This window comes from Kouleothrix sp. 19917 (genome assembly GCF_057073505.1).
In genome coordinates this window covers 8,124,685-8,149,659 of sequence record NZ_CP097099.1, presented here as the reverse complement: position 1 = coordinate 8,149,659, position 24,975 = coordinate 8,124,685, and the positions used below count along the sequence as shown (strand labels likewise).

Below are 24,975 nucleotides of genomic sequence, written 5' to 3'. Positions count from 1 at the left end.
TAGCCCTTGACAAACGGTCAAAACACGCTATAATTTCGCACTGGTGAACGAAATCACCAACTGTATTCGGGCTCTCCCGGCGCGCGGTCAACCGCCGTTTTGCGGCAACTGGCCAGCGTGTACTGTCAGGGGGGATGGCGTCGGAAGTGCGACGGCCATCTGGGGTGGCAGGCCCGGGCGAGCGTTCCCCGAGGGGTTATGGACGGTAAGGCCAACTTACAGCACTGCGACTTGTCGCGCTGTGCCATGCTGAATCACCTGGCTGGTGGCTCGGCGCCTGCTGTCTTGCCCTGCCGTCGCTAAGCGACGCACGCTTCTGCTGCACGCGCCCTTGCACCATCCGGTGCAGGGGTTTTTTCTTCCCTTCCAGCCTGGCACGCCACAGGTCGCCCCGACTTGATGCGTTGTATGGCTTGCGCGCCATACCAGGATGGAGGAACACCCAATCACACAATTCACACCTGCGGTAACCCGGAATTGACACTCGGCAAGCTACGCACCGCGCCACTGGCGCTGGGGCCGGCTTTGCGCTGCCGCGCACTGTTTTTGTATTCGATCTTCGCCAACCAAGGAGGGCACCAGCATTGAGCAAGCAGTCCTATCTCGACTACGTTCAGAATCGGTACGGCATTGAGTCCGAAGGTATGCTGACTGATTTTCTCAGTCGACGGGATGGGCGGCTGCTGCTGGCAGACCGCATCGACCTTAGTGCAATGATGGAACGCTACGGCGCTCCGCTTGAAATCGCCTACTGTCCGCTGATCACCGAGCAGGTCGAGCGCATGCTCGGCTGGGCTGGCGCGGCGCGCGCTGCCGCCGGCTACCACGGCGGATTTCTGTACGCCTATGCCACCAAGGCCAATTTTGCCGAAGAAGTGGTGCGCACCGCGCTGGCGGCTGGCGCTCACTACGAAACATCCGCCACCGCCGACGTGCTGATCGCCCACCATCTGTGGCGGCAGGGCGTACTTTCCGAGCGGCGCTATATGTTCTGCAACGGCTCCAAGGAGGACAGCTACATCGACGCGATTGTGTCGCTGCGCCAGGCCGGCTTCGAGCGCGTGGTGCCGATTCTCGACGACCTGGACGAGCTGGATGCCTACCTGGAGCGCTGCAACGCGCCGCTGCTGCTGGGCGTGCGCGAGCGCCACTTCGCCGACGTGGTCAACCCGGCGCACCCGGGCGGCGAGCGCTTTGGCCTGACGCAGGAAGAGATCGCGATTGCGGCGCGGCGGCTGGCTGGCACACCGCACCGGCTGGTGGTGTACCACGCCATGGTTGGCAGCCAGCTCGAAGATATGGATGGCTGGATGGCGCGGCTGGAGCGCTCGGCGACGGCCTACTGCCAGCTGCGCCAGCAGGTGCCGACGCTGCGCGCCTTCAACTTTGGCGGCGGCATGCCCACCTCGGCCTACGCGCTCGACTTCGCGTTCGACTACCAGGGCTTTCTGACGCGCCTGATGGAAACGATGGCGGCCGTGTGCGCCGGGCATGGCGTGCCCCAGCCCGACATCATTGGCGAGTTTGGGCGCTACACCGTGGCGAACCACAGCCTGTACCTGCTGGAAGTTGGCACGACCAAGAGCGCGCAGGCCACTGGCGGCGAGCCGTGGTACCTGCTGAACAGCAGCCTGATGGTGACGCTGCCCGACACGCTGATTGTGGAAGATCAGCAGTTCATTGTGCTGCCGCTCGACCGCTGGGAGCAGCCCGCGCAGGGCGTGCGCCTGGGCGGCCGTCGCACCTGCGACTCCGACGACATGTTCCCGCGCCCGTCGCAGCCCGCGCTGATGCTGCCGGAAGACGGCGCCGGCCTGGTGGTGGCGGTGTTTGGCGTCGGCGCATACCAGCAGATGATCTCGGGCCGCGGCGGCGCGCACCACTGCCTGAGCCCCGAAATGCGGCGGATCATCATCGAGCAGGACGGCGACCCTTCGACCGGCTCAGGGCTGGGCGCGCTGGTGGTGCGCGAGATCGCGCCGCAGAACCTGGGCACGATTATGAGCCTGCTGGGCTATGGCAGCGAGCCGCTGGAGCCGGTCGCGCGCCCGCAGCCCATGCCGATCGACCGGCGTGCCGTGCGCGAGCCCATCCGCGCGCCGCGCCGCCCGCCAATGGCGCGGCTGCGCACCTCGGGCCGCAGCCGCCCGGCCGCGCCAGCGCGCTAGCACACCCGGCCTACACGATTTCAGCCCCGAAGGATAAAGTGCCTTCGGGGCTAATTTATTCAGCTTTTTTTGGTGTAGGACACGGACGAACGCCGACGAGCGCGGACAGATCCTTCACACTACGCTGATCCGCCTTCTCTGCGTGTGTCTGCGTCCAATGCTTTCTGAATCGGGGCTTCATATTTGTCGGCACGGCCAACCTGTGCTACGATTCGGCCTTTGTGGCACCCTTGCAGATGGAAAGAGCAACCCCACAATGCCCGGCGACCAGATCATTGTGCGCGGCGCACGCGAACATAACCTGAAGAACATCGACGTCACCATCCCGCGCGACAAGCTGGTTGTCATCACCGGGCTTTCGGGGTCGGGGAAATCGACGCTGGCGTTCGACACGATTTTTGCCGAAGGCCAGCGCCGCTACGTCGAGTCGCTCTCGGTGTATGCGCGCCAGTTCCTCGGCCAGCTCGACAAACCCGATGTCGATGCGATCGACGGCCTTTCGCCGGCAATTGCGATTGACCAGAAGGGCAACACCCGCAATCCGCGCTCGACGGTCGGCACCGTCACCGAGATTTACGACTACCTGCGCCTCTTGTATGCGCGCATCGGCCACCCGCACTGCCCGATCGATGGCCGCCCGCTGGAGCGCCAGACCGCCCAGCAGATGGTCGACGCGGTGCTGGCGCTGCCAGAAAATTCGCGTCTGCTGCTGATGGCCCCGGTGGTGCGCGACAAAAAAGGCGAGCACCAGAAAGTGCTGGAAGATGCGCGGCGCGGCGGTTTTGTGCGCGTGCGCATCGATGGGGCCGTGCGCGACCTCGACGAAGAGATCAAGCTCGAAAAATACAAAACCCACACCATCGAAGTGGTGGTCGACCGCCTGGTGATTCGCAACCCGGCGAGCGACGCCCAACGCCCCAGCGCCGCCGAGCACCCTGACCGCATTCGCGTGGCCGATTCGGTTGAAACCGCGCTGAAAATCGGCAGCGGCATGATGACCGTGCAGATCGTCGGCCCGCCCGCGCAGGAACTAACGTTCTCGCAGAATTACGCCTGCCCGGTGCACGGCCCGATCAGTCTGGGCAGCCTGGAACCGCGCGACTTCTCGTTCAACAACCCCAACGGCGCGTGCCCGACCTGCGGCGGCCTGGGCGTGATCCGCGAGATCGACCCCGACCTTGTGCTGCCCGACCGCGCACTCTCGCTGGCCGAAGGCGCGATTGTGCCGTGGGGTCGCATGAACCGCAACCAGCGCCGCTACTTCGACGACATTCTGGAGTCACTGGCGGCGCATATGGGCTTTTCCACGCAAACGCCTGTGCGCGACCTTTCCGCCGATGTGATCGGCACCATCCTGTACGGCTCGAACGGCGACATCATGCCGCTGCGCTACCACCTGCGCGGCGAAGATCGCGTAATCAACGGCCCGTTCGAGGGCGTGGTGCCGAGCCTGCGCCGCCGCCTGGACGAAGCGACCGACGAGACCGAAAAGGCCGACATCGACCAGTATATGACGCCGCGTGTGTGCGGCACCTGCAATGGCGCGCGGCTGCGGCCCGAGGTGCTGGGCGTGACGGTGCAGGGCCGCAATATTGCGCAGGTATCGGCGCTGCCGGTGGCCGAAGGGCGCGTGTGGGCGGAAACACTGCTGGATGAGCGACCGCTCGACGATGGCGCTGCCGCCATGAGCGCGCGCGAGCGTATGATCGCCACGCCAATTCTCAAAGAAGTAGGGGCGCGTCTGGCCTTTCTGGTGGATGTGGGTCTGGGCTACCTGACGCTCGACCGCACCGCCGCAACGCTTTCGGGTGGCGAGTCGCAGCGCATTCGCCTGGCCACGCAGATCGGTGCGGGCCTGATGGGCGTGCTGTACATCCTCGACGAGCCGAGCATTGGCCTGCACCCGCGCGACCACCACCGCCTGCTCGGCACCATCCAGCGCCTGCGCGACCTCGGCAACACCGTGCTGATCGTCGAGCACGACGAAGACACGATTCGCGCCGCCGACTGGCTGGTGGATATTGGGCCGGGCGCGGGCGAGCACGGCGGCGAGCTGATCGCCAGCGGGCCGATTGAGACGATTATTGCCGAGCCGCGCTCGATCACCGGGCAGTTCCTGAGCGGGCGGCGGCGCATCCCGGTGCCAAAGCGGCGGCGGCGCGGCAGTGGCAAGCGCCTGACGATCAAAGGCGCGCGGGCGCACAACCTCAAGAATGTCGAAGTGGCGCTGCCGCTTGGCACGCTGATCTGCATCACCGGCGTAAGCGGCTCGGGCAAGTCGACGCTGATCACCGACACGCTCTACCCGCGCCTCGCGCAAACGCTCTACAACGCCCGCCAGCGCGCTGGCGCGCACGACATGATCTATGGCATCGAAAACCTCGACAAAGTCATCGACATCGACCAGTCGCCAATTGGCCGCACGCCGCGCTCGAACCCGGCTACCTACACCAAGGCCTTCGACCCGATTCGCCAGCTGTTTGCGCAGGTACCCGAGGCGCGCGCGCGCGGCTACGACGCCAGCCGCTTCTCGTTCAATGTGAAGGGTGGGCGCTGCGAGCACTGCAATGGCGAGGGCCTGATGCAGATCGAAATGCAGTTCCTGCCGGACCTGTTTGTGCCGTGCGAGGTTTGCGGCGGGGCGCGCTACAATCGCGAAACGCTCGATATTCTGTATCGCGGGAAGAACATCGCTGAAATACTTGATTTCACGGTGGAAGAAGCGCTGGCATTTTTCGACCGCGTGCCGGCCATCCGCGAGAAGCTGCAAACGCTGGTGGATGTGGGCCTGGGCTATGTGCGGCTCGGGCAATCGGCCACCACGCTTTCGGGCGGCGAAGCGCAGCGCATCAAGCTCGCCACCGAGCTGGCGCGCCGCGCCACCGGGCGCACGCTCTACATCCTCGACGAGCCAACCACTGGCCTGCATTTCGCGGATATCGAGCGGCTCTTGCAGGTATTACAGCGCCTGGTCGATTCGGGCAACACCGTGCTGGTGATCGAGCACAACCTCGACGTAATCAAAAGCGCCGACTGGATCGTGGATATGGGACCGGAAGGCGGCGACGGCGGCGGGCAGGTGGTGGCGACCGGCACGCCCGAGCAGATCGCGGCGGCGGAAGGCTCGTACACCGGCACATTTCTGCGCCCGCTGCTGTAAGGCGATTGCATTTTTCTGAACCCGTAGCAGTTGGCAGGAAACTATGCTGTATTGGCGTGCAGCCTACTGCTCTAGAAGCAATGCCTTCCACGTAGCATGCCGGGAACGTTTACCACCAAGACACCAAGACACCAAGGGCTTCAGAATGCACTAAAATCTTGGTGCCTTCGTGCCTTGGTGGTTATTTAAAAGGTAGTGGCTCTAGAACAGCGGCTGAATCGACAGCACGCTGACGGTCACGTCGTAGTTGGTGGGGCCGCAGTTTGGCACGCGCCGCGTCTGCCAGAGCCGCCGCCAGTAGGCCATGTCGCCGTAGTTTGGCTGCACCGCGCGCTGGTAGATAATCGTTGCAGGGTAGCCCAGGCTCGCGTCGTAGGCGATGGGCTGCTGAAGCACCCGCAGGCAGGAACATGCCTGGGCCTGTGTATAGCACGGCGTTGGCCTGTCGAGCAGCGCACTCACCTCGAACAGGCGCATCACTGTCGTCATCCCAATCCACGAAACCCGGCAGCTGTTTGCCACCACACGGTTGAGCTGTTCGCCCGCCGTTTCCAGCTCTTGCGTGCAGGCATTGCCGCCATACTCCACACGAATGGTAATTCGGTAATTTGTGAATGGCCGTGCCTGCCAGCGCTGCATTGCCTGCTGGCGCCGCTGTGCCGGCGTTTCTGACCACGAAAACACGCTCAGCAGCAGGCACGCAAGAACGAGACTTGCTGGCACGGTGACAAGCCAGTATTTCGGCAGTTGCGCCACAGTTCACCCCGGATGAACAAACTGTTATATTTTAGAATGAGGTTTATTTGGCCTTGCAAGGCTATTGTACTACGATCAAATGACAATATTGATATCTCCGTATCAGCATAAGACTCACCAATCACCTATAAGGATCGGGTAGGCTGTGATCTTACAGGGAGAGCTTGCTCAAGAACCGTGTGAGTGTACAAAACAGCGCCTCGTTTTGCCTGGTTCGCCAGCAGCACGTTTGAAGAGGCCGAACGCACACAGATTCCCATGTAAGCTTCAAGCCCTGAAAAGAGTATATCGAGGCGCCCGCACACCCGCAACCACCACTTGCCTCGCAGAGAGGGAGTTTCCGTGTATCGAAATCAGCGAATTGGCATTATTATCACTGCCTGTGTTCTTGTTGTTCTGGCAACGATTGGGCTGCTCGAACTGGTAACACCGAATATCAGCCTGCTGGCGTCGGGCGGCTACTCGCCACTGTTTGGCGGCGGCAGCTCGAGCAATGGCGGAAGCGATCTGCTCGACCCGGCGCTGCTGGCCTACGATCCGCAGCGCGGCAATCTGGCAGACTCGCTGTTCGACGATCCGACCGAAGCTGCTGAGCCAACAGCCACAGCCTACATTGCCGCCGAGGCGGGGGCGGGCAGCGACATCGTGCAGCTTGCCGTCGAGCCCACCGTGCTGCGGCCGCAGGCTGCCAGCAGCCCAACACCGCGTTCGGGTGGCACGGTGCCAACCAATCGCTTTGGCACGCCGATTCCTAACGCGGGCGCGGTTCCGGCCGATGATGCTGGCAGCGGGGCAAATGCGCCGGTTGCGCCAGTAGACGCAGCGCCAACCACTGCTTCGGGCGGTGGTGGCGGCGGTCGCCGCCCCACCGCAGCTGCCGGGCAGCCGGGCGCAACCACGCCCCCAATCAATGGCGCGCCTGAACCGAGTGCCACGCGCACGCCAGTGCCAAGCGCCACGCGCACGGCTGTGCCAGGCGCAAGCAGCACGCCCGTGCCGAGCGCGACCAGGACGGCCGTGCCCAGTGCCACCAGTGTAACGCCGCCAACCAAGACGCCCATTCCAACAAACACACCAGTGCCGCCAACCGACACGCCGGTGCCACCCACCAGCACGCCCGAGCCGACGAACACGCCACGGCCAACGCGCACACCGCGCCCAACGAGTACGCCAGTGCCGACCGACCCGCCGACGGCCGAGCCCAAGCCGACCGACCCGCCGACGGCCGAGCCCAAGCCGACCGACCCGCCGACGGCCGAGCCCAAGCCGACCGACCCGCCGACGGCCGAGCCGCCCACAGCCGAGCCGCCCACAGCCGAGCCGCCCACAGCCGAGCCGCCGCCGCCAGTCATCCCAACTGTGGTTGGGGCGCTCTGCCCGCCGGTCTGCCTCTAATCAGGAGCAAAACAAGAAAGGGCGAACCGTGTGGTTCGTCCTTTCTTGTTGGCTGTGAAACGTGGGCGCGCTAGCGCGCAATCTCACGCGAAATCACCAGGCGCTGGATCTCGCTGGTGCCCTCGTAGATCTCGGTGATCTTGGCATCGCGGAAAAAGCGCTCGACGGGGTACTCCTTCGAGTAGCCATTCGAGCCATGCACCTGAATTGCCTTGGTTGCCGTCCACATGGCCGTCTCAGATGCGTAGAGCTTGGCCATCGAGGCATCCTTGATGTAATCGAGATGGTTGTCCTTGCGCCAGGCCGCCTCGTAGGTCAGCAGGCGCGCAGCCTTGATGCGCGTTGCCATGTCGGCCAGCGTGAAGCCCACCGCCTGGAAATCAAGGATCGGCTTGCCGAACTGCTCGCGCAGCTTGGCGTACTCAAGCGCGGCCTCGTAGGCGCCCTGCGCAATGCCAAGCGCCTGTGCGGCAATGCCGATCCGGCCCGCATTCAGGATCGTCATGGCGATTTTGAAGCCCTGGCCCTCGGCGCCTAGCCGCCGCCACGCCGGCACGCGGTAGTTGTCGTAGGCCATCTGGCACGAATGCGCGCTGCGGATGCCCAGCTTGTTCTCGACCTTCACCACGCTGCAGCCGGGCGCGTGCGTGTCGATCAGGAAGGCGCTGATGCCGCGCACGCCCTGCGACGGGTCGGTCATGGCCATGAGAATGATCGTGTCAGCGTGGTCGCCATTCGTTACCCAGTTCTTCACGCCATTGATCACATACTCGTCGCCGTCGCGCACGGCCGTGGTTTTCTGCGCAGCCGCGTCTGAGCCAGCGCCGGGCTCGGAAAGCGAGAACGCACCCAGCGCGCGGCCCGAGGCCAGCGGCACCAGCAGCTCGCGCTTCTGCTCCTCAGTGCCGAACTTCTCCAGCCCGTAGCACACCAGCGAGTTGTTGACCGAGGCGATCACGCCGAGCGAGGCATCCACGCGCGAGAGCTCTTCGATCACAATCGCGTAGGAAATGTAGTCGAGCGCCGCGCCGCCGTAGTCTTCGCTCACGGCCACGCCCAGAAAGCCCAGCTGGCCCATTTTCTTCACCAGGTCGGCGGGCCATTCCATATGCTCGTCGCGCGCGGCAACGGTGGGTTTGGCTTCTTTCTCAGCGAAATCGCGCACGGCCTGGCGCAGCATTTCGTGATCTTCGGTGGGGGCAAAATTCATGGGAGGCACCTCCTTGTAGCCATCGTTGATTCTGCCAGAAGCATAGCGGCAGCAAGTTACAGCGCCGCCGCCCGCCATGATAGCACACGCGCCCGCCGCGACGGTTGCATCGCGGCGGGCGCTGGTTTGCTGGGCTAATGAAGGCGATCTAACGACAATACCTTATAAATAGCCACAAAGACTCAAAGACACCAAGATTTTATAGTATTCTGAAGCCCTTCGAGTCTTTGAGTCTTCGTGGCAATCGCCTTATTTTCCTTGTTCGAACTAGCGGCGGCTCTCGATTGGCTCGTAGTGCACGTCCATCGGGCCAATATACTCCGACTCGGGGCGAATCAGGCGATTGTCGCTATATTGCTCGTAGACGTGGGCCGTCCAGCCCGCCACGCGGCTGATCGCAAAGATCGGCGTGAACAGGTCGATCGGAATGCCCAGCGTGTAGTAGACCGAGGCCGAGTAGAAATCGACGTTCACTGGCAGCGGCTTGGCTTCCTGCACCAGCACACGAATGCGCTCAGACATGTCGTACCACTTGCGCGTGCCCGACGACTCGGCCAGGTCGCGCGACAGGCGCTGCAACCACGCGGCGCGCGGGTCGTCGGCCTTGTAGACACGGTGCCCGAAGCCCATGATTTTCTTCTTGGCATTGATCGCGCCGCGAATATACTGATCGACCCGGTCGACCTGGCCGATCTCGCGGAGCATGTGCATCACCTGCTCATTCGCGCCGCCGTGAAGCGGGCCTTTGAGCGTGCCAATCGCGGACGTGATGGCCGAGTGGAGGTCGGAAAGCGTCGAGGCGGTGATGCGCGCCGAGAAGGTCGAGGCGTTCAGGCCGTGGTCGGCATGCAGGATGAGGCAGGTATCGAGCACTTGGGCAGCGGTTTCGGGCGGCTCTTTGCCGGTGAGCATGTACAGGAAGTTGGCCGCGTGGCTCAGCGTGGTGCTGGGCAGGATGGGCCACTGGCCCTTGCGAATGCGATCCCAGGCCGCCACAATCGTTGGCATCGAGGCCGTGAGGCGAATGGACTTCTGGACGTTCGCTTCCAGCGTGTTGTCAAGGTCGTCGGGGTCGTAGGCCGAAAGCGCCGAGACGGCGGTGCGCAGCACTTCCATGGGCGAGGTTTTTTTGGGCAGCGACATGAGCAGCGCAAGGATTTCGTTGGGAATCTGGCGATTATTGCAGAACTTGGTCTGGAAGCTGCTGAACTGGCTCTGCGTCGGCAGCTTGCCATACCACAAGAGCGCGGTGGTTTCCTCGAATGTCGACTTTTCGGCCAGCTCGTTGATCTCGATGCCGCGGTAGAAAAGCCGGCCGTTCATGCCATCGATGTAGCTAATTGCGGTTGCCGCCGCAACAATGCCTTCAAGTCCTTTGCCCATCGCTGTCCCTTTCTTTCAGCTGCTGGCGATACAAAAAAACGAAGGGCGCGCACTCAGAACGCAGCCCTTCGCCCTTGAACACAAACTCGGCTTAGATGGCGAGGCATGTCACCGTGCGCTTGATGCCAGCCACGCCGTGGATTTCATTCATCACCAGCCGGCCGATTTCGCGCGATTCGTCCGTTTCCAGCGTCGCAATCACATCGTACGGGCCAGTCACTGCGTCGGCGCGCGCAACACCTGCCACGCTGCGCAGCCGCTCAAGAATCGAGCCGACCTGGCCGGCTTCCGCCTCGATCAGCACATATGCCCTTGACTGCATGGTGTTCCTCCCAGGCCGTAGGGCGACGCCGCGCACCGCCCCATTGCGGTTTCGACAGCGCCATTATAGCACAGGGCTAGCCGCTCACAGCCGGTTCGGCGCCCTGCACCTCGCGCAGATAGCTTGTTGCGGTCGCGACAACGTCGGCGGGCGATTGCTCCATCCGGTCGATCAGGGCACTGGCAACAATCGCGCCGTCGGCAATTTCGCCCACCTGCCGCACGTGTTCTGCCGTGCTGATGCCAAAACCCACCACCAGCGGCACATCGGTGTGGCGGCGCACGCGTGCCAGGAAATCGGGCAGGCCCGGCCACAGCTCACGGCGCGCGCCCGTCACACCCGTCAGCGCCACACAGTAGATAAAGCCGCTCGCCAGCTCGGCAATCGCGGCAATGCGCTCGTCGGGGGTGGTTGGCGCGATCAGGAAGACCAGATCGAGCCCGGCGGCCTGGCAGAGCGCGTGGCACTCGCCGGCTTCCTCCAGCGGCAGGTCGGGAATGATCAGGCCATCCACGCCAGCAGCGGCGGCATCCTGCACGAATTTCGCCAGGCCGTAGCGCATGAACGGGTTGACGTAGCCCATCAGCACCAGCGGGGCCTGCACGCCGCGCCGCCGCATCTCGCGCACATTGTCGAGGCAGAACGTCAGGTTCACGCCATTCTTCAGCGCCCGCTCGCCCGCGCGCTGCACGGTCGCGCCATCGGCCAGCGGGTCGGAGAACGGCACGCCCAGCTCGAACAGGTCGCCGCCAGCAGCCTCAAGCGCGGGCGCAAGCTCCAGCGCCGAGTCGCGCTCGGGGTAGCCAATCATCAGGTAGGGCATCAGGGCGGCGCGGCCCTCGGCTTTGATGCGGGCAAAAGTTTCGGCAATTCGGCTCATTATGGCTCCGTAAAGGGTTACAGGGTGGAAGGTTTTCAGGTTGGCGAATGACGTCCGATTTTTTACCACAGAGACACAGAGACACGGAGATTTTGGATTGAACGACGAATGATGAACGAACAGGCGAATGCAATACGCCCCGGCTGCAACAGGCGAATGCAATACGCCCCGGCTGCAACAGACGTATGCAATACGCCCCGGCTGCAACAGACGTATGCAATACGCCCCGGCTGCAACAGACGTATGCAATACGCCCCGGCTGCAACAGGCGTATGCAATTCGCCCCGTGCAAACTGCCCACTGCCCACTGCCAACTGCCCGCTGCCCACTGGCTACTGCCTACTGCCCCTACCGCGCGCCGCGCACCTGCCGCACCAGCACCGTGCCAAGCACGAAATAGACAAACGCGATGCCAAAGATCACCGTGTAGCCCAGGGTCGGCTGGCCCGAGGCCCGCCCGACGCGGCTGAAGTTGTCGAGCAGCAGGCCGGCAATCGGCGTCGCAATCGACTGCGGCAGCGTCATTGCCACGTGCCACACGCCCATGTCTTTGGCGTAGTCGTCTTCGCTTGGCAGAATATCACTCGCCAGCGCCTAGTCGACCGCCTGGTACGCGCCGTAGCCCAGCCCAAAGACGATGCCCATCAGCACGGCCACTTCGAAGTTGCCGGTGAAGATATACACCAGCACCACCAGCGCCTGGAGCGCGCCGCTGATATACACCATCAGCTTGCGGCCGTAGCGGTCGGAAAGCGAGCCAGCCGCGAGCGAGCTAATGATTGCGCCCACCAGCAGCGCCAGAATGAAGAACGAGGTCGCGCCGGCAGCATCCTTCGCCAGCGGTATGCCGAAAAACGTATAGTTGTACGTTTCCGCGCCGCCCGCCACCACGTCCTTCATATAGTAGAGAATAAAACCCTGCACGGTGAAGGTGCCCATCACCACCAGAAAGCGCGTCCAGAACACCCAGCTGAAATCGCGCGAGCGGAACGGCGCGATCAGGCCCCGCAGAAACTCGCCCCAGCGGAATGGCGGCACCGCGCCTGGGTCGGGCTCGCGCACGGTAAACACCGTCGCCAGCATCGAGTACCGCGATGCCCAGGTACGCGCCGCGCACGCCACCCAGCGCGCCAAGCAGCAGCCCCGTAATGCCGCCCAGGAAGTTGCCAAGCATCTGCATCAGGCCCATCCAGCCGCTAGCCGCACCGCGCTGCTCGGCTGGCACCACGTCGGGGATGAGCGCCGAGTAGGGCGCGGTTGCGAGATTGTTGAACAGGTTGATGCACATATAGGCCAGGATGTAGGGCACGAGCGCGGCGGACGTGCTGGGGATGAATGCCAGCGCGATCAGGCCCACCACATTACCCAGCGTACCCGCCACCAGAAAGGGCTTGCGCCGCCCCCAGCGCGTGCGGATGCGGTCGCTCCACGCGCCAAACAGCGGGGCAACCACCATCGAAAGCAATGCGCCAATCGCGAGAATATTCGCCAGTGTCTGGCCTTTGAAGTCGGCGCCGCCAATCGCCTCGGCCTGGAGCGGCAGCAGCGTGATCAGGATGGCCGTCCAGTGCGCTGCTACCAAACCAGTACAGGCTCAGCGCGGCCAGCTGCCAGGCGCTCATGCGCGGGCGGCTCGCGGAAACGGCCAGCGGAGGGGCAATCGCTTCGGCCATACCGTGCTCCTTCATTGGATGTGGTTCTAGCAAAGAACAGATTTTACGAGCCACAGAGAACACGGAGAGCACTGAGTTAAGAGCATACCGCTCTGTGTTCTTCCTGCCTGAGCACCATGACGCGTTTGCGCGCTGCCGTAGGCGTAGCTTACTTGGGCGTTGATTTGCTCGGCGGGGTTGCGGGTGGCGCGGCGCGCACTTCCGGGGCCAGCTTGCCGCTCAGCAAGGGCCAGGCTTTCCAGAAGTACTCAATACCCGAGAAAGCAGTCCACACCACGGCCAGGAACATTGGCACCGGCCACAGGCTGAACAGCCATGACAGCAGCCATTGCAGGCCGCTGGCGTCGGCCGGCGTGGCCTGGAAGATCGGCGCACGTGAGCCGTTGTAGGCCGCCGCCAGCAGGCACCAGACCAGCGCAGTGACGGTGATCACCAGCTTCTGCTTGCCATACTGCCGCGCCGAAATGACTTCGCCCTCGGCGGCGGCGAACGAGCGCAGGCCCGACACCGCAAAGTCGCGCACGATCACCAGCAGCGCGATCCAGCCCGAGATTAGGCCACCTTCTACCATGGGGATGAGCGCGCCGGCCACAAAGATCTTGTCGGAAATCGTGTCGAGAAACACGCCCAGCGGCGACACCACGCCCATGCTGCGCGCCAGCGGGCCGTCGGCAATATCGCTGATCGCCATCACCAGCAGCAAAACTACCGCGCCATAGTAGCCGGCGCTGGTGTCGAGCAGAATCAGCCACACCAGCAGCGGCGTGGTCAGAATGCGGAAAATGCCTAACAAGTTGGGGATGCTACGAGCCAGCACATGAACCTCCTCGTCGGTGAGCCTTTGAGCATTATACTCCCGATCAAGTTGGTTTGTTTCAGCTACGGGCCGATGGCGACCTCGCCCAGCACCAGGCGCGTGCCACCACGCACGGGCGCATCGCTCTGCACCGGCAGGCGCGCACTTTCGGCCGGGTCGCCAGCGGGGTAGACGCCCAGCAAGAGGGTGTAGCGCCCGGGCGGCAGGTCGGCGGGCAGCGCGAGGCTGCGCTCGTCGTGCACGGGGTCGTTCACTTTCCATGTGGTGGTTTGCCCGGCTGGAAAATAACCATCCAGCGGCCGGCGGTCGTCCTGCGCGAGCGGCGGCGCGTTGCAATCGCGGCACAGGTGCAGGAACATGGTGTAGTCGCGCGTGGGTGGCGCTGCTGCTGCCCAGAACAGCGTGATCGGCAAATGCCCACCGGGCCGCAATTCGCCACCCAGCGGCGCGATCGTGTAGCCGCGCAGCCCGATCTCGCCGCCGAAAATGCCCACCAGCGGCACGGCTGGCTGCGGGATCGAGGCCGCGCCCTTTTCCTGATAGCGCGACGGGAAGCTGGCGCACATCACTTCAACGCCCACAAACACATCGCCGCCGCAGGGCCAGGTGCGCTGATTGCTGGCAAACTGGAAGCGCAGACCCAGCACGCCATATTTGTCTGGCTCGGTGGGCGGCTTCGCATTCGGGTCTGCATGTGGGCTCGCGTCCCACTCGGCTTGCAGTTCTGCCAGCGTCTTGGGTGGGTCGATGGTGCGGGCGTGCTCGGGCGCAATCAGCATGAGCATGCGGGCATGCCCACGCGCCGCCGCGTCGAAGTCCTTCTCATACTCGCGGCGGTAGCACTCGACTGGCACGCGCTGGTTCATGCAATCGCCCTGCCCCAGCACGTTAAACGTCGCCGGCTGCGGCAGCGGGTCGGGCGTGACGCGCGGCGCATAGTACTGCCACATCGGCATTACATAGTATGGATGCACAATCAGCAGGTCGTCGGGGTGCGCGCGTGCCGCAATTGCTGCCACGCCATCGCGCCACTGTTCCTTCACCGCCGCGCCCGAAAACAGGCCGTGCTCGGGCTGAAACAGCACCGCCGCGTTCACCGCCAGCACCAGCGCGCACAGCACGCCACCCAGCCCGCCCGCCCGCGCCGACGTTTTCTCCTGCGCCGGGCCACGCGCACCGAGCGGCGCGCTGATCACCAGCACCCAGGCGGGGAATGCCACCGTGACATAGCGCGACTCGAACAAGCGCACCACCAGCAGCGCGCCAGCAAACAAGAGCAGTGGCACCGCAAACATGCACAGCGCCGCCAGCGCGGCCCGGTTGCCACGCCATGCCGCCCGCGCCAGCCGCACGAACCCCCACAGCGTCAGCGCCAGCGCGGGCAGCGCCCAGACCACGAGCGGCACGCCCAGCCAGCCATCGATGTTCCCCCGGTCGAGCGCGAAGTGCGCCAGCGAGAGCCACAGGCCCGCAAGCGGGCCAGCCGGCACATGCCCGCTGCCGCCGCGATTTTCGGCCCCGACGGCTTGCGCCACGCCATAAATCGCCGCCAGCGCGCCAGCCGCCACGCCCAGCAGCAGCAGCCAGCGCGCCGCGCCAGCCACGCCCGCGCGCCGAAACGGCCAAAGCAGCACAAGCACCAGCAGCGCGGCCAGCACCGCCAGCAGCGCCAGCCGGTGCACCAGCAGGCTCACGCACGCCACGCCCGCAAGCACGAGCCAGTCGCGCGGGGCGGCGGTGCGCAGCGCCCGCAGCAGCGCCCACACCAGCAGCGCGGCCATCAGCGTCAGCAAGCTGTAGGCTTTGGCATCCTGCGATTGCCAGAGCGCAAAGGGCGCGGCGGCAAACAGAAGCGCGGCGGCGAGGGGTTGCAGGTTGGTGTCTGGGCGTATTGCAATACGCCCGTTCGATCGTCCGTCGTCCGTCGCCCCGGCAAGCTCGCGCGCGGCGAAAAAGATCGCCACCACACCCGCCGCGCCCGCCAGCGCCGACGGGAATCGCAGCGCCCACTCGCTGTCGCCAGCCAGGCCAACCCAGCCCTTGAGCAAGAGGTGATACAGTGGATAGGCGGCGTTCGGGCTGGCGAGGTCGCGCAGCAATGCGCCCCAGCCGCGCTGCGTCACTTCGGCCCAGGTGCCGCCCTCGTCGAGCCAGAGGCTTTGCGCGCCCAGGCGATACAGGCGCAGCGCCAGCGCCAGCACAAACAGCAGCGCGCCAGCCACGGCGGGCTGGCGAAGAAGGTGGAATGTTAGGCGCGCAGGTCGTTTCATAGTGGTTTCGTCGTGGGCGGCGCGGGCGGCGCACCACCGACGGCGGATTGTACCCGAGCGCCGCAGGTGGGTCAAATTGCGCGCAAAAAAATCGCGCGAGCCCGTGCCCGCGCGATCATCTTCGGTTGTGGAGCGCCCGTGGCGGCCCGCTACACACGCGCCGCGTCCTCCCAGCCCACCCAGAAATTGTTGCGCCGAATATAGCCTTCCGGCCGCACCTTCACGCCATTGATCTCGGCGCAATCGGCCTCGTTCACCAGCACGACGTTCGGGCGCGTCTTGAAGCGATCCATATACGCGTCGATTGCTTCCGTAATCTTCAGCGAGGCCGACTTCTTGGGGTTGTCGTCGAACCACCCGAGGTACATACCGATCCTCCTACATGCTCATATGCCAGGTGCCAATCTGCACATCCTGAAACAACACAAAGTTTTGATCCTGCCCGCACCGAACTTCGAAATAGCGCCGCGCCGGACGCACACCATCGGAAGGCCGCTCCCACACCCGCGTCACGGCCCGCACGCGCCGCGTGTCGCCGCGCCAGCGAAACCGATCCGGCAGGAAGTTGAAGCGCTGCTCGACAACATCGACCGGCTCGGACCGCTGCCAGAGCGCCACAAGCCATGCCCAGCCCCGCGCGAAAACGCTCGCGTAGGCGGGAGAGCCAGCGCTGATGTGCTGAATCATCGCGCGTCGTCCTTCTGTTTCTAATCACGAGTTGCTGGCTCTCAGTATACCAGAACATGCGTTCTTGTCAATAGATTTCAGCACACACGTTCGCGAAATATAACGACGACCGACGATGAGTTGTTAACCGCAGAGAGCGCAAAGAACGCAAAGGCTTTGAGTTACACGTTTGAAAGTTACAGGTTCTTGGTTCTTGGTTCTTGGTTCTATGCTCACCCTTTCACCCCTTCACCTTGTCACCCCTCCTGACTCCTGAATCCTGGCTTCTGACTCCTTCCCCATGCACAGCGCCAGCGAGCGTGGTATGCTGATGGCATGCAGGTATGGGCGGCTGCAACAGCGTGGTATTCTGCTCGTCGTATATGCTATGGAAGCCAAACCCATTCACATACCAAACCCCGCCGCCGATGCCCGGGCGCAGACCCTGGCGCGCGTCGAGCGCGCGCTGGCGCTGGGCCGCGCCGCCCACGCCGACCACGAGCGGCAGCAGCGCGCCCGCCGCGACACGCTCAAGCAGGCGCGTGCCACCCTCAGCGACGCAGCCTGGGAGCTGGAAGAAGTTGAGCAGCGCCTGCGCGACCTGGCCGACGAGCCGGCCGGCCCGCGCGACCCGCTGCTTGAGCGCGAGCTGGCCGTGCTGCGCGAGCGCCGCGCCGCCGCCGAGGAATATGCCCTCCAGCAGATGTTCACCGTCGAGCAGCTTGCCGCCGAGGTGCAGGCCGCCGAGGGCGCGCACGCCGCCGCCGCCGCAGCCTGGGCCGCGCGCGAAAAAGTGCTTGAGCGCGCCCGCGCGCGGCTCAGCGGAGCGTAGCGGTTTGCAGGTTGCAGGTTGCAGGTTGCGGTTCGCAGGTTCGCAGGTTACAAGTTCACAGGTTGTAAGTTCAATCTCAAAACCCTAAACCCCAGACCCTCATTCGGTCTGGGCGTATTGCAATACGCCGTTTAGTCTGGGCGTATTGCAATACGCCCTTCGTTTATTCGCTCACTCTTCCAGGATCCATTCCCCACTTTTCCCCCCGCGTTTCTGCGCCACCCGAATATCGCTAATGCGCATGGCCCGGTCAACCACCTTGCACATATCATAGATCGTGAGTGCTGCCGCGCTCACCGCCGTCAGCGCTTCCATCTCAACGCCGGTTTTGCCATTCGTGCGCACGGTCGCTTCCACCAGAATGGCCGCCAGCGCCGCGCCATCGCTGGCCGGCTGGGGCGCCAGCTCCACCGCCACGTGCGTCAGCATCAGCGGGTGGCACAGCGGGATGATCTCGGCGGTGCGCTTGGCCGCCATAATGCCCGCCACCCGCGCCACTGCAAGCACATCGCCTTTGGGCAGCGCGCCCGCAACAATCAGTTGCAGCGTGGCTGGCTGCATCAGCACCGCGCCGCGCGCCACCGCCTCGCGCTGCGTGATCTCCTTCGCGCCAACATCCACCATATGCGCGTGGCCCGCCGCATCCAGATGCGTTAGTTCGCTCATTGTGTTCCTTTATTCTGCACGATCTTTCGGCGGCTGTCGGCCACTTTTGTGGCCGACAGCCCTGCCACGTTTGCCACCAGATGTACGCACTACGCACGACGTTTCACGAATCATAGCGCGAAATGCGTAGTGCATACGCTCCCGCCAGCCACCTGCCGCGCCAATCATTTCCGAAAGGCTATTCGCCCGCACTATAGGGCTTGGCTGGGGCTGCGTCAAACAATCGCTGATGCTAGCGGCGCTCGTAGGTGGCAAAACTGTGACATTCCCTAAAATTCGCATAATTTCTATTGAAAAAGTGGGGGTGGTGGTATATAATGTGCAAACTTGTGGGGGAATGTGGGGCAAAGTGGGGAATAATTAGAACTTCTGTTCTAAATTCATTCAAAAAGCGAGCGCGGCCGTGTTTCTTGGCGAGTACGAGCACAACCTGGACGACAAAGGGCGCCTGGCCGTGCCGTCGCGCTTTCGCGATGAGCTTGGCGATGGTGTGGTCGTCACACGCGGCTTCGATCGCTGTCTCATGGGCTTCCCGCGCAACGCCTGGGAGCAGCTTGCCACCCGCGTCAATGAGCTGTCGCTTGGGCAGGCCGAGGCGCGCAACCTGCGCCGGCACCTGTTTTCCGGCGCTGCCGACCTGGCGCTCGACCGGCAGGGGCGCATTCTGCTGCCACAAAATTTACGCGAATACGCCGGCCTGGGCGATCAGGTGATTGTCGCGGGCCTGAGCACGCACTTTGAAATCTGGGCGCAGGAGCGCTGGGGACAGGTGCTCGACTCGCTCGACACCAGCGTGAGCGCAATCGCCGAGCAGCTTTCGGCGCTGGGAATATAAATCTGCCGATTGCAGATGGAATGGCACGCCGTCGATGAATGATGATCTGCAATCTGCCAGCTCCCAGCCGCAGTTCCGCCACGTGCCGGTGCTGCTGAACGAAGTTATCAGCGGCCTGGCGCCGCGCGCAGGCGGGCGCTATATCGACGGCACGCTGGGCGGCGGCGGCCATGCCTTCGCCACACTCGCGGCCAGCGCGCCCGACGGGCGGCTGCTTGGCATCGACACCGACCCGGCCGCGCTGGCGGCCGCCGGGCAGCGGCTAGGGCTGTATGGCGAGCGCGCAACCCTGGCGCACGGCAATTTTCGCGACATTGGGGCGATTGCGCAGGCGCACGGCTTCACCGCCGTCGACGGCATTCTGCTCGACCTGGGCGTTTCGTCGCACCAGCTCGATACGCCCGAGCGCGGTTTCTCGTTCACGGCCGACGCGCCGCTCGACATGCGGCTGGACCCGACCGAAGGGCCAAGCGCGGCCGACCTGGTGAACGAAACGCCGGAAGACGAGCTGGCCGACATCATCTACCAGTATGGCGAAGAGCGCGGCTCGCGGCGCGTCGCCCGCTTCATTGCCGAAGCGCGGCGCAAGGCAGCCATCACCAGCACCGCGCAGCTGGCCGAGCTGGTGGCACACGCGCTGGGCGGGCGGCACGGCAAAATTCACCCGGCAACGCGCACCTTTCAGGCGCTGCGCATCGCCGTCAATAACGAGCTCGGGAGCCTTGAAGCGGCGCTGCCGCAGGCCACCGAGCTACTCGAGCCGGGCGGGCGGCTGGCCGTTATTTCGTTTCACTCACTGGAGGATCGGATCGTCAAGCTGTTCTTTCGCGCCGAATCGGGCTATGGCGGCAGCCCGCGCAACCAGCTGACAATCATCACCAAAAAGCCAATCGAAGCCTCGGACGATGAGGCACGCCGCAACCCGCGCAGCCGGAGCGCCAAGCTCCGCATCGCGGCGAAGGCCAGCGAAGAGAACTGAGAGGGCGACCATGGCAGTCAACATCCGTCAATTCTTCCCCATCGAGCAGGCGCGCGCGCGGCGCGTCCAGCTGCCCCGCTACCTTCAGCTCGACGGCGGGCGCTACCTGATCGCGGCGGCGGTAGTGTTTGCCCTGCTTAGCCTGATCTCGCTTGGCCAGACCGGGCGGCTCGCCACCCAGGGCTACGAGCTGGCGAACCTGCAGCGCGAACAGCGCGAGCTGCTGCGCACGCATGGCGCGTTGCAGCTTCAGCTTTCCGAGGCGCAATCGCTGCTGCAGATCGAGCAGCGCGCCAAGGCGCTGAACATGCAGCCCATGACGCCCGATCAGGTTCGCTACGTCACGATTGCGCCGCCCGCCGCACCCGCCGCGCCCGCTGAGGACGCGCCCAGCCGATAACCCGATGGGTTATCGCTAACCGCTATGGCAGTACGCAGCCAACAACTGAAAACCCCGAAAAAAACGACCCGGCCGGTCGCTATTTCGCGCTGGCGGATCAACACCGTGCTGCTGGCAAGCGCGCTGGCTTTTGTGATTGTGACGCTGCGGCTCGGCAATTTGCAGGTGGTGCAGAGCGCCAAACTTTCGGAAATGGCGCACAGCGAAATCAAGCAGCAGATCACGCTCAATCCGCGCCGCGGCACCATTCGCGACCGTGCCGGCAACGTTGTGGCGCTCGACGTGGACCGCGAAAGCCTGTTTGCCGTGCCGCCCGAGATCGACAAGGAAAAAGCCCCGCGCCTGGCGCTAATGCTGGCCGGCCTGCTGGGCAAGCCCGCCCCCGATCTGCTCGCCGCCATGCAAGACCCCGACAGCATGTGGATGCCGCTCAAGCGCTGGCTCGACCCCGAGATTGCCGAGCAGGTTTCGAAAATTCTCGAAAACGAGCCGGGTTTCAGCATTGTCTACGAGCCGCGCCGCGTCTACCCGCAGCAAAGCTTCGCCGCCCAGACGATTGGCGCGGTGAACCTCAACGGTGTGGGCATTAGCGGCATCGAGGGTTTCTACAACAACGACCTGATCGGCAGCACCGGCATGATCACCGCCGAGGTGGATGCCCAGTCGCAGCCGATCTGGATCGCGCCGCAGCAGAGCAAGCCCGCCAGCGATGGCGCCGATCTGCAGCTCACGCTCGATCCGCTCATTCAGCACCTGGCCGAAGTTGAGCTGAAGAACGCGGTTGACGCGCACCAGGCCGACGGCGGCACCGTCATTGTCATCGAGCCAAAAACCGGCGCGATTCGCGCAATGGCAAGCTACCCGACCTTCGACCCGAACCGCTACTACGACTACGACCCCGAGATGTACAACCTGAACCCTGCAATCAGCAAGGGCTACGAGCCGGGCTCGACCTTCAAGCTGGTGACGGTTGCGGCGGGCTTGCAGGCGCACGCCTTCACCACCGACACTACGGTGGAAGATGGCGGCGCGATCGACCGCTACGGCTGGTCGCTCAAGAACTGGAACGGCGGCGGGCACGGCGCGATCACGCCCGCTGATATGCTCTACTACTCCAGCAATGTCGCGGCGCTGCAGTTCAACGAAATGACCGGCAAAGACAAGTTCTATGCGATGGTGCAGGCCTTTGGCTACGGCAAGGCCACCGGCATCGATCTGGCGGGCGAGGCCGAAGGGATTGTGAAAGACCCGACCGCCGAAAGCTGGAGCCCGCTCGACCTCGACACCAACGCCTTCGGGCAGGCCATTCTGGTGACGCCGCTGCAGCAGGTGCGCATGGTCGCGGCGCTTGGCAACGACGGGCAGATGATGCGGCCCTACGTGGTCGAAAAGGTCTGCCACGCCGACAACTGCGCCACCACGCAGCCCCAGCCGCAGGGCCAGCCGGTGTCGCCGGAGGTGGCGCAAACCATTCGCGGCATGATTGTGAAATCGGGCAATGGTTACGTCAACCCAGCCAAGCCCGACACGCTCTGGCTGGTGCCGGGCTACGCAGTTGGCGCAAAAACCGGCACCTCGCAAATTCCCGACGGGCATGGCGGCTACAGCGAAGGCACGATTGGCTCGGTGGCCGGGCTGGCCCCGATCGACAACGCGCGCTACGCCATCCTGGTGAAAATTGATTATCCGAAGGACGACCCGTTCGGCGTGAACACCGCATTGCCGGTGTATCGCAAAATCGTCGAGCAGCTGATGCGCTACGAACGCATCGCGCCCGACCCGAACTTCGTCGGCCCCGACCAGGTGCCAGGCGTGGCGATTGCCGCGCACTAGGCCCGCAGGTGCGCCGGGCGCGCATCTGTAACTGATCCAGATAATCTATGCTACAATGCCGCCGAAATCGGGCTTATTCTGGAGGATTTCGCGGTGTTGAGATTGGACGAAGTGCTGGCCGGAGTGCAGCTGGAAACTGGGCGCATGTCGCCCACAGTGCCAGCGCCTTTCGGGCAGGTTGCCTTCGACGAGGCGGTCATCGACTCGCGGCTGGCAACTCCCGGCTCCCTCTTCGTCGCGCTGAGCGGCGAGCGGGTGGACGGGCACGATTTCCTGGCCGACGCCGTCGCGCGTGGCGCCACTGCGGCGCTGGTGCGGCGCGAGCGGGCCGGAACGCTGCAGCCGGGCAAACCCTTCGCGGTGGTTGAACCCACCGGGGCGGGGCTCGAGAATGCAGCGCCCGGCGCAGTGCTGCTGATAGCGGTTGATGAACCGCTGGCGGCGCTCCACCGGCTGGCGGCCTTCCACTGGGGCCAGTTCGCGCCAATGGTGATTGGTATCACCGGCAGTGTGGGCAAAACCTCAACCAAGGAAGTGGCGGCAGCGGTGCTGCAGCGGCGGTATCGCACCTTAAAAAATCCAAGAAGCTATAACAACGAGTCCACATTGCCCTTAACCCTGCTCCAGCTCGGCCACGAACACGAAGTGGCCGTGCTGGAGATGGGCGCCTATGTGCCGGGCGATATTGCGCTTCTGGCGCAGCTCGCCCGGCCACACATCGGCATTGTGACGAATGTCGGCCCATCGCATATGGAGCGCATGGGCAGCATCGACGCGGTGGAACGCACCAAAAGCGAGCTTGTGCGCGCGCTGCCCGCCAATGGCCACGCCATCCTGAATATCGACGACCCGCGCGTGCGCCGCATGGCCGAGGTCACGGCCGCCAAGCCCTTCTTCTACGGGCTCGACCCGGCCGCCGACCTGTGGGCCGACGCGATCGAGGGGCGCGGGCTGGCTGGCATCTCGTTTCGCGCTCACCACGCCGGCGAAAGCGTGACCCTGAACCTGCCGCTGCTTGGCCGGCACAGCGTCCATACCGCGCTGGCGGCTACCGCCACCGGCCTGATCCTGGGCTTGGGGTGGGACGCAATTGTCGATGGCTTGCGCGACGAAAGCGCGCAGTTGCGATTGCTGGCGGTGCCGGGCCTGGGCGGCTCAACCATTATTGACGACTCGTACAATGCGTCGCCGGCATCGTCGCTGGCCGCGCTGAACCTGCTGGCCGACCTGGATGGCCGCAAAATCGCGGTGCTGGGCGACATGCTGGAGCTTGGTTCGGTCGAAGAAGAAGCGCACCGCCAGGTGGGCCGCCGCGCCGCCGAAGTGGCCGACCAGCTTGTGACCGTCGGCACACGCGCCGAATGGATCGCCGACGAAGCGCGCGCCGCCGGAATGGACACCGCTGCAATCACCCATGTTGCGCATAACTACGACGCCATTGCGGCGCTGAGCGGTTCGCTCCAAACTGGCGATTACGTGCTGGTCAAAGGCTCGCGCGGGGTCGCCATGGAAGCGATCGTGACGGCGCTTCAGCAGCCTCGCCCGGTAGCCTCATAAGGGCGCGGGCGGCTGCATCATCCTGAGGAGAACCTATCGTGGGAAGTGCATTACGCGCAGTGCTGGTGGACAATATGTCGCGCGCGCTGCTGCTGGCAGCGGCGGCCTTCGCGCTGACGCTGGCCACGGGCGGCTACTGGGTGCGCTTTCTGCGCGAAAAACGCATTGGCAAGCAGATTCGCGCCGAAGGCCCGCAAAGCCATGTGATCAAAACCGGCACGCCAACCATGGGTGGGATCATCATCCTGCTGCCGGTGATCTTCCTCACGATCTTCTTTAACCTGGTCGATCGCTGGTCGATGCTCTTGCCGCTGGCCGTGCTGGCAGGCTTTGCAGTGCTGGGAGGCATCGACGACTATATGTCGCTGGTGGGCACGCGCTCGCGCACCTACGGCTTTACGCCGCGCCGCAAGCTCATTCTGACGATTATCATCGCGCTGGGGGCCAGCCTGGTGCTCTACCTGCCAGCTCCCTTCGGTCTGCAAAAGGCCGAGTTCAAAGGCCCGGTAATCATCCCGTTTGTTGGGCAGTGGGATATTGGCCTGTGGTACATCCCGCTGGCGACGTTTATCATCATTGGCACCAGCCACGCGGTAAACCTGACCGACGGGCTCGATAGCCTGGCCGGCTGGAACCTGACGATTGCCTTTGCGGCCTACGGCGTGATCACCTTCCTCGACCAGAAGTTCATAAACCTGATGGCGTTTAACTTCACCATGGTCGGGGCGTGCGCGGCCTTTCTGTGGTTCAACGCCCACCCGGCGCAAGTCTTTATGGGCGATCTGGGGTCGCTCGCGCTCGGGGCGGTGCTGGCGGTCATCGCGCTGCAATCGCAGCAATGGCTCTTGCTGCCAATCGTCGGCGCGGTGTTTGTGGCTGAAGCGATCTCGGTGATGATCCAGGTGAGCTATTTCAAATGGACACGACGCCGCTTTGGCGAAGGCCGGCGCTTCTTCAAAATGTCGCCGCTGCACAACCACTTCGAGCTGGTGGGATGGAGCGAGACGCAGGTGATGCAGCGCTTCGTGCTGGTGGGCATGGTCGCGGCCCTGATTGGCATCTCGCTGGCGCTGACGCTGCGCGATGCCGACCAGAGCGCAAAACTCCAGAACCAGCCGGCGAACGTGCAGGTTCAATCAGTGCAATCGAGCGGGCAATGATCCGAACAACATC

The 24,975-nt window shown here is 64.1% G+C and carries 22 protein-coding genes and 1 pseudogene; 10 read left to right on the top strand and 13 right to left on the bottom strand.

Annotation, left to right across the window (positions count from 1 at the left end):
- Positions 1-584: 584 nt before the first annotated feature.
- Both M1P90_RS32785 and uvrA read left to right on the top strand, forming a co-directional pair.
- Positions 585-2,168, top strand: coding sequence for a type III PLP-dependent enzyme domain-containing protein (locus M1P90_RS32785; RefSeq protein ID WP_483700046.1), 1,584 nt, complete (start codon positions 585-587; stop codon positions 2,166-2,168).
- Positions 2,169-2,424: 256 nt separating this feature from the next.
- A complete protein-coding gene (gene uvrA / locus M1P90_RS32780) occupies positions 2,425-5,328 on the top strand; it encodes an excinuclease ABC subunit UvrA (RefSeq protein ID WP_483700045.1) in 2,904 nt (967 codons plus the stop codon).
- Positions 5,329-5,529: 201 nt separating this feature from the next.
- On the opposite strand, the gene M1P90_RS32775 is transcribed toward uvrA, so the two are convergent.
- Positions 5,530-6,084: a hypothetical protein gene (locus tag M1P90_RS32775; protein ID WP_483700044.1), complete on the bottom strand. Its 555-nt coding sequence runs from the start codon at positions 6,082-6,084 to the stop codon at positions 5,530-5,532.
- Between the two features lie 342 nt (positions 6,085-6,426).
- On the opposite strand from M1P90_RS32775, the gene M1P90_RS32770 reads away from it, so the two are divergent.
- Positions 6,427-7,479 carry a hypothetical protein gene (locus M1P90_RS32770; protein WP_483700043.1) on the top strand — a complete coding sequence of 351 codons (1,053 nt, stop codon included), beginning with the start codon at positions 6,427-6,429 and terminating at the stop codon, positions 7,477-7,479.
- Between the two features lie 70 nt (positions 7,480-7,549).
- On the opposite strand, the gene M1P90_RS32765 is transcribed toward M1P90_RS32770, so the two are convergent.
- The 11 genes and pseudogenes from M1P90_RS32765 to M1P90_RS32715 form a co-directional block, all read right to left on the bottom strand.
- A complete protein-coding gene (locus M1P90_RS32765; RefSeq protein WP_483700042.1) occupies positions 7,550-8,689 on the bottom strand; it encodes an acyl-CoA dehydrogenase in 1,140 nt (379 codons plus the stop codon).
- 267 nt (positions 8,690-8,956) lie between these two features.
- Positions 8,957-10,072, bottom strand: a complete 1,116-nt coding sequence (locus M1P90_RS32760; protein WP_483700041.1) for a citrate/2-methylcitrate synthase — start codon at positions 10,070-10,072, stop codon at positions 8,957-8,959.
- Positions 10,073-10,163: 91 nt separating this feature from the next.
- Positions 10,164-10,394, bottom strand: coding sequence for an Lrp/AsnC ligand binding domain-containing protein (locus tag M1P90_RS32755; RefSeq protein WP_483700040.1), 231 nt, complete (start codon positions 10,392-10,394; stop codon positions 10,164-10,166).
- 76 nt (positions 10,395-10,470) lie between these two features.
- Positions 10,471-11,274: a tryptophan synthase subunit alpha gene (gene trpA / locus M1P90_RS32750; RefSeq protein ID WP_483700039.1), complete on the bottom strand. Its 804-nt coding sequence runs from the start codon at positions 11,272-11,274 to the stop codon at positions 10,471-10,473.
- 348 nt (positions 11,275-11,622) lie between these two features.
- Positions 11,623-11,850, bottom strand: a complete 228-nt coding sequence (locus tag M1P90_RS32745; protein WP_483704723.1) for a PucC family protein — start codon at positions 11,848-11,850, stop codon at positions 11,623-11,625.
- Positions 11,851-11,868: 18 nt separating this feature from the next.
- Positions 11,869-12,357 carry an MFS transporter gene (locus M1P90_RS32740; protein ID WP_483700038.1) on the bottom strand — a complete coding sequence of 163 codons (489 nt, stop codon included), beginning with the start codon at positions 12,355-12,357 and terminating at the stop codon, positions 11,869-11,871.
- Between the two features lie 13 nt (positions 12,358-12,370).
- Positions 12,371-12,856 (bottom strand): annotated as a pseudogene (locus M1P90_RS32735) (MFS transporter); the annotation flags it as partial.
- A 239-nt stretch (positions 12,857-13,095) separates the two neighbouring features.
- Positions 13,096-13,764, bottom strand: a complete 669-nt coding sequence (pgsA, locus tag M1P90_RS32730; protein WP_483700037.1) for a CDP-diacylglycerol--glycerol-3-phosphate 3-phosphatidyltransferase — start codon at positions 13,762-13,764, stop codon at positions 13,096-13,098.
- A gap of 62 nt (positions 13,765-13,826) precedes the next feature.
- Complete coding sequence (locus M1P90_RS32725; RefSeq protein ID WP_483700036.1) at positions 13,827-16,034, bottom strand: protein O-mannosyl-transferase family; 2,208 nt, start codon at positions 16,032-16,034, stop codon at positions 13,827-13,829.
- Positions 16,035-16,183: 149 nt separating this feature from the next.
- Entirely contained in the window at positions 16,184-16,402 is a 219-nt protein-coding gene (locus M1P90_RS32720) for a hypothetical protein (protein WP_483700035.1), read from the bottom strand.
- Positions 16,403-16,412: 10 nt separating this feature from the next.
- Positions 16,413-16,721, bottom strand: coding sequence for a hypothetical protein (locus M1P90_RS32715; protein WP_483700034.1), 309 nt, complete (start codon positions 16,719-16,721; stop codon positions 16,413-16,415).
- A gap of 367 nt (positions 16,722-17,088) precedes the next feature.
- On the opposite strand from M1P90_RS32715, the gene M1P90_RS32710 reads away from it, so the two are divergent.
- Entirely contained in the window at positions 17,089-17,532 is a 444-nt protein-coding gene (locus tag M1P90_RS32710; RefSeq protein ID WP_483700033.1) for a hypothetical protein, read from the top strand.
- A gap of 171 nt (positions 17,533-17,703) precedes the next feature.
- On the opposite strand, the gene moaC is transcribed toward M1P90_RS32710, so the two are convergent.
- Entirely contained in the window at positions 17,704-18,198 is a 495-nt protein-coding gene (gene moaC / locus M1P90_RS32705) for a cyclic pyranopterin monophosphate synthase MoaC (RefSeq protein WP_483700032.1), read from the bottom strand.
- Between the two features lie 403 nt (positions 18,199-18,601).
- On the opposite strand from moaC, the gene mraZ reads away from it, so the two are divergent.
- The 6 genes from mraZ to mraY all read left to right on the top strand — a co-directional run bounded on the left by mraZ (position 18,602) and on the right by mraY (position 24,962).
- Positions 18,602-19,033, top strand: coding sequence for a division/cell wall cluster transcriptional repressor MraZ (mraZ, locus tag M1P90_RS32700; protein WP_483700031.1), 432 nt, complete (start codon positions 18,602-18,604; stop codon positions 19,031-19,033).
- A 34-nt stretch (positions 19,034-19,067) separates the two neighbouring features.
- Positions 19,068-20,012 carry a 16S rRNA (cytosine(1402)-N(4))-methyltransferase RsmH gene (gene rsmH, locus M1P90_RS32695; protein ID WP_483700030.1) on the top strand — a complete coding sequence of 315 codons (945 nt, stop codon included), beginning with the start codon at positions 19,068-19,070 and terminating at the stop codon, positions 20,010-20,012.
- 10 nt (positions 20,013-20,022) lie between these two features.
- Positions 20,023-20,412, top strand: a complete 390-nt coding sequence (locus M1P90_RS32690) for a hypothetical protein (protein ID WP_483700029.1) — start codon at positions 20,023-20,025, stop codon at positions 20,410-20,412.
- A gap of 24 nt (positions 20,413-20,436) precedes the next feature.
- Positions 20,437-22,245 (top strand): peptidoglycan D,D-transpeptidase FtsI family protein, encoded by a 1,809-nt coding sequence (locus M1P90_RS32685; protein WP_483700028.1) that lies wholly within the window; start codon positions 20,437-20,439, stop codon positions 22,243-22,245.
- Between the two features lie 93 nt (positions 22,246-22,338).
- Positions 22,339-23,802, top strand: coding sequence for a UDP-N-acetylmuramoyl-tripeptide--D-alanyl-D-alanine ligase (locus M1P90_RS32680; RefSeq protein ID WP_483700027.1), 1,464 nt, complete (start codon positions 22,339-22,341; stop codon positions 23,800-23,802).
- A 74-nt stretch (positions 23,803-23,876) separates the two neighbouring features.
- Entirely contained in the window at positions 23,877-24,962 is a 1,086-nt protein-coding gene (gene mraY, locus M1P90_RS32675) for a phospho-N-acetylmuramoyl-pentapeptide-transferase (protein WP_483704721.1), read from the top strand.
- Positions 24,963-24,975: the final 13 nt, after the last annotated feature.